Raw genomic sequence first — 15,031 nt, 5'->3', positions numbered from 1 at the left:
GCTACAACGTACTCAGGTCCCACGTTTTTGTGGCATCGTGCAGAATGCTGCCATTGATAACCGTGAGCGGTGAGCCAATGTTATCGGCATAGATGGCACCAGTGCCCAGTCCCTGCGGGAGGTAAGTTTTGAACTCTCCTGTAAACTGACAAACGGCGTTTAACCCAATGCTGGATTCCAGCGCTGATGTCATCCACCAATTGATCCCGAGTGCCTCTGCCTGGGATATCCATTCGCGGCATCCCTGAAATCCTCCGTGTAAAGAAGGCTTGAGAATGATATATGAAGGACGTGAAATCTCGAGCAGCTGGCGACGCTCGTTAAGTTCCATATGATGGATCAGTTCTTCGTCAAGGGCAATTGGAATCGGACTATCTGAACAAAGCTCAGGTAGCAACGGCGACCCCACACGAAGAGGCTGTTCAATGGAATGTATGTTGAACTGACTAAGAACCTTAAGGCGTCCCAATGCTACGCCATCGCCAAAACTTCCGTTGGCATCCAGCCGGATTTCGAAAGCGTCACCGAAGCGTTTACGCATAGCCTCCAGGATGCGACACTCCTCTTCAAAATCAATACCCCCGATCTTCAGTTTCAGGCACCTGAATCCCTGCATGGCTTTCTCGTGAATTTGATGGAGCATGAAGTCTCGGTCTCCCATCCATATCAGTCCATTTATGGGGATCGGATCGCCCTTCAGGAAAGCGTTATTAAAAATAACCCGTCGTCCACCGTTGAGGAAATCATACAAGGACGTTTCGAGACCAAACAATATCGAAGGGAAGCTACGTGGAACGATGCTGTCAGGATTTGCAGCAAGGGCGTTCAGGTCTTCTGTCACCCTTACAGCTGCAGCAACATGGTGAAGGATGCGCTCGTATTCCGGGACGTCGTCGATACTCAGGCCGGGAAGCGGACCACATTCGCCGTAACCCATTACTTCCGGATTATCGTCGTTCCAAATGGTAAAGAACCAGGAGGTCTTTGTATCCATAGCCCCCCTTGAAGTACGGGCGTGAAAGTTGAAGTGAAAGATGCGTTTCCTAATGGTACAGACGATAGCCATATGCTAATGTTAAATTAAGGTTTTCGGACTAACTTGCCGGGCTCATGACCTTCGATCTTAACGATTTCGTTTACGACCTTCCCAGCGATCGGATCGCAGCACATCCCCTTCCGAAAAGGGACCAGTCTAAGCTACTCGTATATCATCAGGGTCAAATCCGTCACGAGCGTTTCAATAATCTTGCAGAAAATCTTCCAGCTAAGTCATTGCTCGTCTTCAACAACACCAAAGTTATTCCTGCCAGGTTGTTGTTCAAAAAGGACACTGGTGCAGATATAGAGATTTTCCTGCTCGAGCCCATATCTCCATCGCCGATAGTGGCTGTTGCCATGCAAGCCGAAGGTAAAGCTGTTTGGCGATGCACCATAGGCAATTTAAAAAAATGGAAACCGGGAATACGGCTGCATAAATCAGCAGGCGGTGTAGAGATGACAGCAGAACTCACCGACCGGGAGAAGGGAGTTGTTACATTGTCATGGACTGGTGAAAAGTACTTTGCCTCAGCCATTGTTAAATTGGGTGACGTACCATTGCCTCCCTATATCAAACGCGCCGCCGATGCCGAAGACCGTGAGCGCTATCAGACCGTGTACTCCCGCAATGACGGTGCTGTCGCTGCGCCAACGGCCGGGCTACATTTCACTGAAGCAGTCTTCGAATCGTTGCGCCACCGCGCAATTGACACTGACTACGTAACGCTGCACGTCAGTGCAGGCACATTTCAACCAATAAAGACTGAGTCGGTAAGAGACCATCACATGCACTCAGAGCAGATCACTGTTACACTTGCAAACATCAGTGCGCTGTTAAACAATTCTACAACTATTGCCGTAGGCACAACGTCCATGCGCACACTGGAAAGCCTGTATTGGTATGGCGTTAAGCTAATCCATGATCCAGAAGCTCCATTCCGAATTAACCAGCGTGATCCTTACCTCAACTATCCTGAATTGCCTTCAGCTCAAAAGTCATTGAATACCGTGGCTGATTACATGTCCCGGCATTCACTCGACACAATAACCGGAGAAACTTCCATCTACATTCTGCCCGGATACGATTTTCGAATTTGTCGTGGACTCATTACCAATTTTCATCAGCCAGGATCAACACTCATTGTACTTGTGGCCGCCTTCATTGGACAGGACTGGAGAAGGATTTACACAGAAGCTCTCGAAAACGGTTATCGATTCCTCAGTTACGGCGATAGCTCACTTCTTCTTCCGTAAAAAGAATTCCATCAACGCATTGAGTATCCATTCTCCCTGCAGCGGTTGGGTTGTGTAAATAGTGCCACATTTTTACTTGAATTGATTTAGATTATCTGGCCCAGTTTTTCTGGTCTCTTGTTAATGGCAGAGAGAACAAGCTTTACGCAGGAAGATTAATTAAACCATGCCGGAAGGACCATCGATCATTTTAGCAAAGGAAGATATCCGTTACCTGGCAGGAAACACTGTTAGAAAAGCCGTGAGCAGCAGTACTTTGACCGACACTGATGAACTTCGTGGCACGCAACTAAAATCGGTACGATCATGGGGAAAACATCTGCTTCTGAAGTTCAACAAGATCACGCTGCGCATACACTTCCTTATGTTCGGTTCGTATTCGGTTGGTCATCCAAAGGCGGGGCGAAAAGCAAAGCTCTCGATCACATTTAACGATGGAGACTCACTTCATTTTTATGCCTGTTCAATTCGGAAGATCGAGGGATCACTCAGCGGCGTGTACGATTGGTCGGCTGACGTGATGAATAGAAATTGGGATCCGGGCAAGGCTATCAGAAAACTGAAACTGCAAAAGGAAAGTCTCATTTGCGACGCGTTGCTCGACCAGAACATTTTCTCTGGCGTAGGAAACATTATCAAGAACGAAGTGCTTTTCAGAATGCGTGTTCATCCGCTGAACAAAGTTGGGAACATTCCATCGCGACAGCTTAAAGCAATTGTTGACGACGCACGGGAATACAGTTTCCTTTTTCTCAAATGGAAGCGCGCGTTCGTACTCAAGAAACACTGGGAAGCTCACACAAAAAAGAAATGTCCTCGCGACGGACATCCGATCAAAAAACTCTATGCAGGTATTCGAAAGCGGCGGTCATTTTTTTGTGACGAATGCCAGGAGTTGTTTGATCACAATCCATGAAATGACCGTAATATTCGGCGCGCTATTGTCTTGGATAACGCCGTAAGGATGAGCGTGTTGATACGTAATGGTAGAGAAACGCGGTAGAGATGCAATGTGGGGACACGCGGTAGAGACGAAATGTAGAGACACGCGGTAGAGACGCAATGCATTGCGTCTCTACAAGCGACAATGGATATTTTATTTTGGGAAACGGATTTTTATTTACCCGCGTCCAATTCATTGAGGTCCACAATGCGCACCTCAACGCGGCGGCCCTCCTCCTTCGACACCTTTTCATCCTTGGTTGCACCATAACCGCGTGCAACGATCCGGCGTCGTACGATACCTTTGTGATTGATGTAGTCGAGAACTGATATGGCGCGTTTATTCGACAGGTCGCGGTTCATCTCTTCCGTGCCCTCGGCGGATGCATATCCTGAAATCTGAATACCAAGATCTTTGTTCTTGTTTAGCGCATCCAGCAGAGCATCGAGCTGTGTATTGTACTGAGCTTTCAAATCGCTCTTGCCGGCATCAAAGTAGATGTTTGCATTCTTCGAAAGAATAGCTTTGTCGTAAGAGGCTGACTTCTTTGCAACCTGGCCCTTCTGCTTCTTGATCTCTTCATTTACCATGAACGTCGGCAACGAGAAGATGGTCTTGCCGTCGACCTTCTTCTGTTCGAACTTGCTTTCATCGCTTTCATCATAGTAATACGTGCGTGTAGCCACTTCGATGCGCGAATTCTCTTTTTCGTTGAAGTTCACCTGCTCGATAGGATTTTTCATTTCGATCAGATCGGTAAGATACTTGATGCCATCCTTATCATCGGCGGCCATCAGATCCAACATCATGTCGTAGACATCCAATGCTCCGCCCTGAACCAATTTTGCTTCATGCGTTTTTCTGATGTCGGCCTTTACGTCCTGGTCTGTGTCATAGAAAGCATTCTTAACCTGGACTTCCTGCCCTACCACGACGTCGAACTGTTTAATGGTCTTTAACATCACCATCTGATACAGTTCGTAGAAGTATGTCTGATTAGGAACGTTGATGTTGAGTGTATACGGCAGAAATCCTTCAGACTCAATTACCATGTCGTAGTTCTTCGACGGAGGTAAAATAATCAGATAGTTTCCTGTCACCGGATCCGGGTCGTACACAAAGTCCAGACGCTTGTTGGTTTCATTGTCGATCAGATAGATCTTTGTCGGCAGGGGCTTTCCTGTCTCGGCATTGAGGATCTTACCTTTGATCATGGTAAGAGGAATGTTTGCTGACTCTTTCGGTAAGTCTATGTAGTAGATATCCTGTCCACCCATTCCACCTTTACGATCAGATGAGAAGTAGGCACGAGTTCCGTCGGCAATCAACGTAAAGTAATTATCGTTCACCGTCGTGTTTACAGGATAACCCATGTTCTCAGGATTTGTCCACTTGTTCTCAATCAAACGGCTCACAAAAATGTCCCGTCCTCCCATTGTATTGTGACCATCTGAAGTAAAGAAGAGTGTCTTCTGATCCGGATGGATATAAGGTGCGTCCTCGTTGGCTTTGGAGTTAACCGTCGGGCCGAGGTTAACAGGTGCTGACCACGTATTGTTGGCCTGCATCGTAGTTTTATAAATATCCAAACCACCCTGACCGCCGAGGCGGTCGCTGGCGAAGTATATTGTTTTGCCATCGGGAGTGATACTGGCCGTTGATTCGAGATACTTAGGGGTATTGATAGAAGGTGTAAGCAGGCTCGGTTTTGACCAGCTATCGCCGGCACGGGTTATCTGGAAAAGGCTTCCAGGATCTGTAGCTGCTCCCATGAAGATGAGCATTTTCTGGCCGTCGGGTGAGATACCAGCAGTGCCTACGTTATAATCGCTTGCAACCGGAATCGACTTAGGTTCTGTCCAGCTGCCATTGTGATTTTCAGTGATGTAAATCTCTTCGATGAACTTGTCTCCGGTGCGCGTCTTGCCCGTATTCGGGCGAAGCGCTGTGAAGGCCATTACGCTTTCATCGGCAGAAACAACAGGATTATACTCTGTGAATTTGGAATTGATAATGGAATTAAATCGTGTCACCTTAAAGTCGCGTGGCACCGACATCAACGCTACTGCATTGTGACAAATTTGAATGGCTTCATCGGCCATTGCCATCGACTTCTTGTCGGCCTTGCTGCTTTTTTCCTTGAACTTCGTAAACGAGTCAATCGCCTGCTGCAATTTCTCGTCTTTGAGATAGATCGCTCCCAAGTCGTAGTACAGGGTCGCTGGCATTTCGGTGCCATTTTTTAAGGCGTACTCGAAGTATGGAATTGCTTTAATCTGCTCGTCAGTCTCGGGCGACTTTTGGTAACAAACGCCGGTCTTGTAATGGACCATTGCATCCTTTTCCCCCGCAGCAATTGCTTCGAGGAATTTGGGGAGGGCAACATCGTAGCTGCGCACACTGAAATAATGTTCGGCATCAGCAAGCGACTTTTTGCTCTGGGCCTGAGCATGTACCGCTAATGCAACGAAGAGAAATGCCAAAAAGTAAAAAATCCTGGTGGGCATATTTCGGGTATTTAAAATTCAAAGCTAACTGATCCGATATGGCCGCACCGCTCCATTTAAGCGTGAATCTTACAGAGGGAAACAAATCCCAACCCTCGAATTGATCAATACAACGCGTTCCAACGGTAATGTTGGGATACCGACTATGCTCGGCCCTTTTGAGTCATTTAGGAAATCTGGTCGATTATCATGAATTTTAGGGGTGTTCGTCGCTTTTTATGTAGCACTAAAGAATTGTATCTGACCTGCCTGACTCCTTGTCGTCTTTCCATACGATATTACATCGGTGTCTGGCTTGTCTGGCCTGACCATTCGACTTAACATGACCTTCGAAATTGACGTATTGATCATTTTTTCCGACGTCGACAATCAGCCCAACGGTTGGGTTGATTCATTCCGGAAGTATTTCAATACTGTACTATCATACCTGTCCGGCGAACAACTTAAGGTGGTGCTGAAGGGTGAGTACGATTCAATCACTTCGCCCTCTCTTGACAATGTTGGCGTACTGGTAACGTTGCTATCCCCTGAGGCTGCAAAATCACCAAATTGCAGGGCGTATCTTCAAAAGTTTGACCTGGCCACACGCGACACTGCCTCTGCCGTAACGCGTATGTTTAAGGTTTACAAGGGCCCTGTTAACGCTCTGGAACAGCCACCCGAACTTCGTGATATGTTTGGCTACGACATGTTCAGGTTCGACATGGAGGCGGGAGAGTCGCATACTTTTACAGATTACTTCAACGAAGAGGCAGAGCGCCAGTACTGGATGGAGATGGTTGATCTCTGCTATGATGTTTATAACACGCTGCAGTTTTTAAAGCAGGGCAAGTCTCTAAACGAAGTGAGAAATCTCTTCGGTAATAAACCCGTTTACCTGGCGCAAACCGGTTACGACTTAACCGTGCAGCGCAATGTTATTCACCGGGAACTTCAACGGTTGGGTTACACTGTCCTTCCCCGTCGTTCGTTGCCCGGAGATTTGACGGATTTTGAACGTGTAGTAAGGGAGGACCTGGCGCAATCCGGCCTGTCAATCCATCTAATCGGTGCCGATGCGGGCCTCATTCCTGGTGGTACTGAAAAGTCAGCGCAGGAATTGCAGAACCAGCTGGCCATGGAGCGTGGTCTTTCTGCCAAAGAAAGAAATGAAGAGTTTCCACGGTTCATATGGATCACGAATCAACTCAGCCAGGCTGGTGAACGTCAGAGGAAGTTTATCGAGAGCCTGCGGCGTGATGTGGAGCTGTCCGAGGGTGCCGAGATCATCCAGTCACAGTTAGAAGATTTCAAGTCGATCATCCGCGAGGAATTGGTAGATACGTTTGAAAAACAGAGCCACGAAACCGCTGGTGGCGACTCTGCATACGTTATATATGACAAGACAGATTCGAATCTTGCCTCGCCCTTGCTTGACATGGTGGCACACGCCGGCCTTAAGGTGTATCGTCCCGATTTCGACCGCGACATATTAAGCTTACGACAGCAACATATAGAGCATCTTCGAAGGATGGATGTGGCAATCATTTTTCAGGGAACCATGAACGATCAATGGGTCCGCATGAAGGTTCTTGACTTGCTCAAGGCACCGGGCTTCGGCAGAAAGAAACCCGTTATCGCCAAGGCCGTGGTATGCAGTTATGACACGCTGCCAGCGGGCAGCAGGTTTGGCGATGACAGGCTCACCATGATCAGCGGCAAACCCCTCTCTCCTCAAGCCATCTCCATGTTTCTCAATCAACTAAAAGAGTGACGGCACATACTTTGGACGGTATTTTTGATTATTCTATTTTTGCCCATTGAAAAATCCTTAAATCCGTAAATGGAAATTTTTCTCAATGCTGAGGCATGGCTAGCGCTCCTCACACTAACATTTTTTGAAGTTGTCCTTGGCATTGACAATATCATATTCATATCAATTGTCTCAAACCGACTTCCGGTAGAGATACGTTCGAAAACCCGTAACATGGGTCTGGTTCTGGCGATGGTCGTTCGCATTTTGCTATTGCTAACGATTACGTGGGTGATGAAATTCAAACAGCCATTGTTCACTATTCCGGACACCTGGATCCTCCAGGAAGCCATCGACATCAGCGGCAGGGACCTCATCCTGATTTTCGGAGGACTGTTTTTGATTGCCAAAAGCACGCGTGAAATCAATCATGAGATGGAGGGCGAAGATGAAGAAGAACAGGAAAGTGGCGGCAAGAAAGGAAATGTTGCAAGCGTTATCGTTCAGATTATCCTGCTGGATATTATTTTCTCTTTTGATTCAATTCTAACTGCTGTTGGCCTCACCCAGCACGTTATTATCATGATCGTTGCCGTAGTATTGTCGATCGGTATTATGATCATTTTTTCAGGCAGCATCAGCAATTTCATTAATAAACATCCCTCCATGGAAGTGCTGGCTCTCGGCTTTCTCATTCTGATCGGCTTCATGCTTTTCCTCGAAGGGCTTCATAAGGAAGTTCCAAAAGGCTATATTTACTTTGCTATTGTGTTCTCGATGATCATCGAAATGGTGAACATCCGCGTACGCAACAGGCGCAAGAAAGCTAAAGAAGAATTTCATGAATAGCAGTGACGAACACCTCCGATATCCCGTCGGAAGATTCAACCCCAAGGATGTCTATTCCCGACAGGAGCTCGATCAGTTTATATCGCAGATTCAACAGCTTCCTTCAGAAGTGGAAAAGATGGTGGCATCATTTAAACCTGGTGCGCTGGATCTTCCCTACCGCGAAGGCGGATGGACTGCCCGCCAGGTATTGCACCACCTGCCCGACAGCCATATGAACGCCTACATCAGGTTCAAGTGGACACTCACGGAAGCAACTCCAACGATTAAGGCTTACGATGAAAAGGGCTGGGCAGAAACACCGGATACCATTATCGATCCGGTTGAGTCATTGTCATTGCTCAAGGCTTTGCATTTAAAGTGGATTACATTGCTCCGGTCATTAGACGAAACACAACTCAAACGCGAGTTTATCCATCCCGATACACGCAGGCATCTTTCGCTTTCGCGCATGATAGCTACCTATGCATGGCATGGTCAACACCACCTGGGACACCTGCGTATTGTTGCTGAAAAATCCGTAAAGTAATCTTGTGTTCCCGTCTTATCGGCGACCACTGTTCTTATTCTCCAGGCATCTGGAAACAATCTTTCCGGCACTTCTACGTCGTGTTGATGACGTGACATTTGATCGCGAACGCATTGCCACCAACGACGAAGACTTTCTCGACCTGGACTGGCTTCGAAATGGCAATCAACGCCTTGTTATTATATCGCACGGACTTGAAGGTAATTCGCGACGCGCATACATCACTGGCATGGCACGCGCCGTATCATCCAACGGCTTCGACGTCATTGCCTGGAACTTTCGCGGATGCAGCGATGATATGAACCACCAGCTTCGGTTCTATCACAGTGGTGCCACCGACGATCTGCAACTGGTTATCAATCACGCGGTAACCGCCGGTTACAAAGATATCTCCCTGATCGGATTCAGTCTCGGAGGAAACCTCACGCTGAAATACCTTGGCGAGGCAGCGCCTCATGAGGCAGTGAAAAGAGGAGTAACTTTCTCGGTCCCTCTCGACCTTTATAACAGCTGCCTCAAGATCTCACAGCCGGGAAATATTGTCTATTCACGCAGGTTCCTTAAGAATCTGAAATTAAAAGTAAAGCGCAAGGCCACTCAAATGGAGGGACTTGACCTGACAGACATCGACAGCATTCAAACGCTTGTCGATTTTGACAATCGATATACAGCACCTTTGCACGGATTTAAAGATGCGCTCGATTACTATAATCGATGCAGTGCTTTGTTTTATCTGAAAGGTATCACCGTTCCGACACTGATTGTGAACGCGCAAAATGATCCATTCCTCAGCGATACATGCTATCCTGTAGACATTACGAGAGATAATCCGATGGTAAGACTGGAGGCACCCTCACATGGGGGTCACGTTGGATTCGCTCAATTCAATAAAAATGGTTTATATTGGTCGGAAGAGCGCACACTCGCGTTTCTGACTTCCCTGAAATGATCGATCGTTACAGCATTACGGCGTCAGCTTTGCGTATTCGCGAGCGGTTCCACGTTGAGGTTCCGGACAACTATAGTCCAAAATACAACGCGGCGCCTACACACCTGCTTCCTGTAATACAGCACGATACTCCACAAGGCATCTCCACCTTTTACTGGGGTACGTCGCCTCACTGGTCGAACAACAAAGCCCTTAGCGACAAGATCATTAACATACAGGCCGAGACCATCCCCGACAAGGGCTCACTGCGTAAAGCTCTTATGAAGGCACGTTGCCTGATTCCCGCTGACGGTTTTTATGCATGGAAGAAAATTGGCAAGAAAACGTCTGTGCCTTATCGTTTTGTTACTACTGATCAGGAGCTCTTCTCGATGGCTGGATTCTGGGAAGAGTTTGAAGATGAAAACGGTGAATCGATCTGCACGTTCAAGCTCATAACAATTCCATCAAATGGAATCGTTGCTTCAGTAAACGATAGAATGCCTGCGTTGTTAAGACCACAAGACGAGCACGTTTGGATGAACAAAGACAGCAGCGAGTTGCAGTTACTCGATATTCTTAAAGGGTATGCGAGCGCACAAATGAATTATTATCCTGTCACGCCTCACATTTCGGACGCGACAATAAACCTGCCTTCGATGGTTTTGCCTACGCAGGCAGCTGACCAGTTTGGAAACCTGACCTTATTTGACTGACGAACCGCATTTATTCCGTTAGTGCCTGGTACACCAGGTTCACATATCTCCCGTTAACATCCCGGGTATGCGGTCCCCACATTTGCAGGTACAGAAGAACTACCATTCCCGAGGCCGGATCAACGAAGTAAGATGTTGAAAATGCACCGCCCCAGGCAAAGGTTCCAGCCTTACGCGGATCCATGCGGCTGGATTCGGGAGTGGCAACGCTAAAGCCGAGGCCGAATTTCTCCTCGTCACCCAACGTAAGACTGCCGATCTGGTTTACGGTCATCAACCGAATCGAAGAAGGACTGAGAATTCTTACACCATTGTAAGTTCCTCCGTTGGCGAGCATTTGGAGAAAAATCCCATAGTCAAGAATGGTTGATGACAAACCTCCGCCGCCTGAGAAATATGACTTCTTGATCAACGGATACTTCATATTGAGCCCGCCGTTTCCAAAGGCATTGTCGGCTTTCACAAAGGTCAGAGTAGAATCCTGCGTAAAGAAGTTTACCAGTCGACCGGCCTTTGCCTGAGGAATGTTAAAATAGGTATCATTCATTCCCAACGGACCGAATATGCGCGTTCTGAAGAAATCATCGAGCGGCATGCCTGACCATATCTCCACCAGACATCCAAGAAGATCAGTGTTGAGTCCGTACGTCCACTTTTCACCCGGGTTATGCATAAGTGGCAATTTGCCAAGACGTGTCATAGCATCGAGGAGCTTGTCGTCGGTGACCAGCAACCCGGCTGTGAGTTTATTTTTAAAGTAGATGGCATTAGCTTCTTTTGATCCAATCTGCGCATAGCCGATTCCTGATGTATGGCTGAGCAGGTCACGAACGGTTACCTCGCGTTTAGCGGGCACAGTTGTGTACGAAGAGTCTTTGTCGTTGAACTTGTCGAGGACCTTAGGGTTAGCAAAAGTCGGAATGTACTTTGAGACTGGATCATCCAAAAGGAACTTCCCTTCCTCCATCAGCATCATCACCGCCACGCTTGTAATGGCTTTTGTTTGTGACGCAATGCGAAAGATATCGTCTTTGGCAAAAGGCTCTTTGGTGGCAGGATCGTCGTATCCGAAAGCTTTGTGGTAAACAATCTTGTTGTTCCTGATCACAAGTGCAACCGCGCCGTTCACCCAGCGATCATTTATCCACGTCTTAAACCCATCATCGAGTCGCTTAAGTCGCTCGCTGCTGAAGCCCGCTGACTCCGGTGTCGTTGCTGTTGTCAGTTTTTGTGCATGTAGAGCAAAGACCAGAAGAAGTAATGGAAGGACTAGAACGGTTCTCATGTAAATCCGGGGTTTCATCCCAAGATAGAACAGATCCTACAAAATCAAAATAGCGCGATACTATTCGATTAAGACTTCCGATCATTTTTTAGTGGGTGAACCTGACAAAAAGAAATAGCAGAACGAGCGCGGGGTTGTGTTAGTCCGCACGAGTTTCACCCTTTGGAATATCGATTTCAAAGGCAGTACCAATCCCCTCAACACTCTCCACTGATATCTTTCCGCCGAGTGCTTCCGTCTGAAGTTTTACCAGGTGCAAACCCATCCCTTTTCCATCGAGGTGCAAGTGGAATCGCTGATACAATCCGAACAGTTTCTTACCGAAACGCGTCATATCAATACCCATTCCGTTGTCTTCGACACGAATCCGGAGCCGGGGACCATCGCTATAAATTGTTACCTGAATAAGTGGCGTTCGCTTAGGAGACCTATACTTAATTGCATTGCTGATCAGGTTATAGAGAATACTTTCAAGGTATGCTGCAAGTGAATACACCTTTGTTTCTCCGGAGGTTTTTACTACCAGTTCCGTGGCTGAAGTTTGGAGCTCCTCCTGCAACATTAGCTTAACTTTACCGAGGCTCTCAAGAATATCTATGGTTTCGAAGCTGCTGTTAGTTCCTTTCGTGATGTCCAGGATACGCGACAAGTCCGTTAGAACGGCATTCAGTTCATCAGCACTGTCTTTTATCTTTTGATTGATGAGTACAGACTCATCCGCATTTTTTGAAAACGCTAGAATGTTGCCAAGTCCCTGAATGCGTGCAACAGGAGCCCGGAGGTTGTGGGCGATGATGAAAGCGAACTGCTCCAACTGATGATTCTGTCCCACCAATTCACGATTGGCACTCAATAGTTCTTCCATTCGCGAAGCCACCTCCCTTTCAAGTCCTGTCTTTGCTTCGGTCAATAATTCATTTTGAAAGTTTATCTGTTCCTGTTGTGCAATCAGTTCTTCGTTCTGCGCGGCTATCTCTTCAGTACGTTGCTGTACCTGCATGGTAAGTGTCTCCGCATGATGTCTCACTAGCTCCAATGTTTCCCGTTGCGCTTTCTCGCGCTCGCTTCTAAGTGTCCTGATTTTATGAGCCAATGCAAAAGCGAACAACAAAGCCTCCGCCAGGTTTCCACCAAGCGCAACGTGGTAAGAAAGAGTATTCGCCGGAAGAACATCTTCTACGTATAAGGCATGCAGCACTATCGTAAGAACCAAGCATGCCAGGGCCACGATAAAGTAGAGAGCAACACGGACATCGGACCTAAGAGCAACGAAGCCTAGCACGAAAAGAAGCAGTGTACTGCTGATAGCGAATATATGATCCAGTATGTCGGCCAGGTAGAAATAACCTGCAACGTTTACAATAATGATGATGCCAGCAAATCCAATGAACCAGACCAGGAGTTTATGCCACGCCGGAAATTGGGCGCGTGTATTAAGAAGCTCCATCCCAAATGAAATCGTAAACACGAATGACATTGCAATCCAGCTGCTCAACGCGAGATTGAGTTGTGGAACCCCGGGCCAGAGAAACTGAAACCCTATGCCCGTGAACAGCATGTCCAGCGACACCAATTTAAAAAAGAGACAAAGACTATAATACAGGTATGCCTTTTCCCTGACGAGCATCCATATGAAAACATTGAAAATCATCAGGGCAGCAAGAGCGCCGAGCAACGTCAGCTGAAGGTTGTGCTTCCGTTCAATATCAAGACACGATTCCATCGAACCCAAAGTGAAAGGCACATCCAGGTTAAGGTCGCTTTTGAATTTTATATACATCGTGCCTTCTTCATGTGGGCCAAGTATTCGCGAGTAGAACAAGTGACTTTTGATTTCACGACTAGTCCAAGGGCGAAGTGCACCCGTTGACAATTTCTGATATCCCCCATTTTCAGGGTGGTAAATATCAACATAATGAATCGTCGGACGCTGGAGTTGCAGGTAGCAAGCTTTTCCTGTTGTGTTCCTGACAACCAATCGGATCCAGATCGACGCCTGGGTCTTACCAAAGTTGGCTCGTCCTTCGGGTAATGGCCTAAATCCCGCATCTTTGCTAACTATATCGGTAAGCTCTAACGTAGAGGCTGGATCAACCAGGTATTCAATTGAAGATGCCGGAGACATGGCATGAGTAGAATCGGAGAACTCAAATACGGATTGCCCATACACGAGACACGGTATACATAAAACGGAAACAATAACAGAGAACTTATTTCGCATAACACACAACAAAATTAAACAACGTAAAATGCGTGCTGCCAGTAGCGGTATAGTTATCTAATTTACAACGAATGAGTTCACAATTGCAAATGAAGTTATATTGATTAGGATAATTACTTTGATTGCAACCTGAAGTAGCATTAGTCTTTGCTGTCGGATAAACGAACAACTGCAGCGAAAACTGAATCCAGGTTGACTTTTCGTATCTTCAAGTCGAAATGAAAACAGATATCGAAGTAGTTGGGCTGATCCCTGCGGGAGGACATGCCACAAGAATATCACCTCTCCCCTGCAGTAAAGAGCTCTTTCCTATCGGCTGGCGATACGACGAATCCGGTGCCGTAAAGCCAAAAGTTGTTAGCCAGTATCTTCTCGAACATTATGCTGCTGCTGGGCTAAAGAAAGCCTATTTCATTTTACGAAAGGGTAAGTGGGACATTCCTCAATATTATGGTCACGGCGACATGGTTAACATGGATATAGCCTATCTGATTATGAACCATCCACATGGCCATCCTTTTACTTTAGATCAGGCCTATCCCTTTATCAGGGACAATATGATAGCATTTGGTTACCCGGATATTCTCTTTGAACCCATAGACGCGTTTACGACATTGATTGACCATCAAAAAGAAACAGGTGCTGATGTCGCACTGGGGGTCTTCCCTATTCGTCCCGATCAGCGGTGGGACATATGTTCGTTCGGAGCCGATGGCAGGATGAATGTAGTAGCCGTGCCCGAACCTCCATCTGAATTGCAACGGTTGGGCTGGTCAATCGCCGTGTGGACGCCAAAGTTCTCTGCCTTCATGAATGAATACCTGGCTTCGGCGATCAGAAATAAACAATTCAAGGCCCGCGATGGAAAGGAATATGTGATGAATCACATATTCCAGGCGGCAATAGATCACAACCTTCGCGTAGAGCATGTGATCTTCGATAAGGGATTTGTAAGGGATATCGGCACACCATCCGAGCTGATTGCTGCACAGACTCAAATGTCGCAACAGGCCTCCACGATGAAATGAT

General features: G+C 47.1%; 12 protein-coding genes. 8 read left to right on the top strand and 4 right to left on the bottom strand.

Annotation, left to right across the window (positions count from 1 at the left end; genetic code table 11):
• Position 1: 1 nt before the first annotated feature.
• Positions 2–1,066, bottom strand: a complete 1,065-nt coding sequence (locus tag WBG78_RS16705) for an o-succinylbenzoate synthase (protein ID WP_337327594.1) — start codon at positions 1,064–1,066, stop codon at positions 2–4.
• Between the two features lie 44 nt (positions 1,067–1,110).
• Between WBG78_RS16705 and WBG78_RS16700 the strand changes: the two genes are divergently transcribed.
• The gene (locus WBG78_RS16700) at positions 1,111–2,292 is read left to right on the top strand and encodes an S-adenosylmethionine:tRNA ribosyltransferase-isomerase (protein ID WP_337327593.1); all 1,182 of its coding nucleotides are present in this window, start codon (positions 1,111–1,113) and stop codon (positions 2,290–2,292) included.
• A 166-nt stretch (positions 2,293–2,458) separates the two neighbouring features.
• On the top strand, positions 2,459–3,208 hold the full coding sequence (locus WBG78_RS16695) for a DNA-formamidopyrimidine glycosylase family protein (protein ID WP_337327592.1): 750 nt from the start codon (positions 2,459–2,461) through the stop codon (positions 3,206–3,208).
• Between the two features lie 200 nt (positions 3,209–3,408).
• Here WBG78_RS16695 and WBG78_RS16690 read toward each other — a convergent pair whose 3' ends face one another.
• Positions 3,409–5,742 (bottom strand): OmpA family protein, encoded by a 2,334-nt coding sequence (locus WBG78_RS16690; RefSeq protein WP_337327591.1) that lies wholly within the window; start codon positions 5,740–5,742, stop codon positions 3,409–3,411.
• A 322-nt stretch (positions 5,743–6,064) separates the two neighbouring features.
• Between WBG78_RS16690 and WBG78_RS16685 the strand changes: the two genes are divergently transcribed.
• The 5 genes from WBG78_RS16685 to WBG78_RS16665 all read left to right on the top strand — a co-directional run bounded on the left by WBG78_RS16685 (position 6,065) and on the right by WBG78_RS16665 (position 10,496).
• On the top strand, positions 6,065–7,495 hold the full coding sequence (locus WBG78_RS16685; RefSeq protein WP_337327590.1) for a hypothetical protein: 1,431 nt from the start codon (positions 6,065–6,067) through the stop codon (positions 7,493–7,495).
• 69 nt (positions 7,496–7,564) lie between these two features.
• Positions 7,565–8,323: a TerC family protein gene (locus tag WBG78_RS16680; RefSeq protein ID WP_337327589.1), complete on the top strand. Its 759-nt coding sequence runs from the start codon at positions 7,565–7,567 to the stop codon at positions 8,321–8,323.
• The gene (locus WBG78_RS16675; protein ID WP_337327588.1) at positions 8,316–8,852 is read left to right on the top strand and encodes a YfiT family bacillithiol transferase; all 537 of its coding nucleotides are present in this window, start codon (positions 8,316–8,318) and stop codon (positions 8,850–8,852) included. Before WBG78_RS16680 ends, WBG78_RS16675 begins: the two co-directional genes overlap by 8 nt.
• 4 nt (positions 8,853–8,856) lie before the next feature.
• Positions 8,857–9,801, top strand: coding sequence for a YheT family hydrolase (locus WBG78_RS16670; RefSeq protein ID WP_337327587.1), 945 nt, complete (start codon positions 8,857–8,859; stop codon positions 9,799–9,801).
• On the top strand, positions 9,798–10,496 hold the full coding sequence (locus WBG78_RS16665; RefSeq protein WP_337327586.1) for an SOS response-associated peptidase: 699 nt from the start codon (positions 9,798–9,800) through the stop codon (positions 10,494–10,496). The genes WBG78_RS16670 and WBG78_RS16665 overlap by 4 nt, the downstream gene beginning before the upstream one ends.
• Positions 10,497–10,506: 10 nt before the next feature.
• Here the strand turns inward: WBG78_RS16665 and WBG78_RS16660 are convergent, their stop codons facing one another.
• Together WBG78_RS16660 and WBG78_RS16655 are read right to left on the bottom strand one after the other, a co-directional pair.
• Positions 10,507–11,781 (bottom strand): serine hydrolase domain-containing protein, encoded by a 1,275-nt coding sequence (locus WBG78_RS16660; RefSeq protein ID WP_337327585.1) that lies wholly within the window; start codon positions 11,779–11,781, stop codon positions 10,507–10,509.
• 139 nt (positions 11,782–11,920) lie between these two features.
• Positions 11,921–14,002, bottom strand: coding sequence for a sensor histidine kinase (locus tag WBG78_RS16655; RefSeq protein ID WP_337327584.1), 2,082 nt, complete (start codon positions 14,000–14,002; stop codon positions 11,921–11,923).
• A gap of 218 nt (positions 14,003–14,220) precedes the next feature.
• On the opposite strand from WBG78_RS16655, the gene WBG78_RS16650 reads away from it, so the two are divergent.
• Positions 14,221–15,030, top strand: a complete 810-nt coding sequence (locus tag WBG78_RS16650) for a nucleotidyltransferase family protein (protein WP_337327583.1) — start codon at positions 14,221–14,223, stop codon at positions 15,028–15,030.
• Position 15,031 lies beyond the last annotated feature (1 nt).

This window comes from Chryseolinea sp. T2 (genome assembly GCF_037203685.1).
Lineage (GTDB): Bacteria > Bacteroidota > Bacteroidia > Cytophagales > Cyclobacteriaceae > Chryseolinea.
The sequence above is the reverse complement of the archived record's forward strand: the minus strand, read 5'-3'. Positions and strand labels throughout refer to the sequence as shown.

Coding starts and splice junctions, on each gene's coding strand:
- WBG78_RS16705 (WP_337327594.1), bottom strand. CDS start 1,066: ATGGCTATCGTCTGTACCATTAGGAAACGCATCTTTCACTTCAACTTT.
- WBG78_RS16655 (WP_337327584.1), bottom strand. CDS start 14,002: ATGCGAAATAAGTTCTCTGTTATTGTTTCCGTTTTATGTATACCGTGT.
- WBG78_RS16700 (WP_337327593.1), top strand. CDS start 1,111: ATGACCTTCGATCTTAACGATTTCGTTTACGACCTTCCCAGCGATCGG.
- WBG78_RS16690 (WP_337327591.1), bottom strand. CDS start 5,742: ATGCCCACCAGGATTTTTTACTTTTTGGCATTTCTCTTCGTTGCATTA.
- WBG78_RS16660 (WP_337327585.1), bottom strand. CDS start 11,781: ATGAGAACCGTTCTAGTCCTTCCATTACTTCTTCTGGTCTTTGCTCTA.
- WBG78_RS16665 (WP_337327586.1), top strand. CDS start 9,798: ATGATCGATCGTTACAGCATTACGGCGTCAGCTTTGCGTATTCGCGAG.
- WBG78_RS16685 (WP_337327590.1), top strand. CDS start 6,065: ATGACCTTCGAAATTGACGTATTGATCATTTTTTCCGACGTCGACAAT.
- WBG78_RS16650 (WP_337327583.1), top strand. CDS start 14,221: ATGAAAACAGATATCGAAGTAGTTGGGCTGATCCCTGCGGGAGGACAT.
- WBG78_RS16675 (WP_337327588.1), top strand. CDS start 8,316: ATGAATAGCAGTGACGAACACCTCCGATATCCCGTCGGAAGATTCAAC.
- WBG78_RS16680 (WP_337327589.1), top strand. CDS start 7,565: ATGGAAATTTTTCTCAATGCTGAGGCATGGCTAGCGCTCCTCACACTA.
- WBG78_RS16695 (WP_337327592.1), top strand. CDS start 2,459: ATGCCGGAAGGACCATCGATCATTTTAGCAAAGGAAGATATCCGTTAC.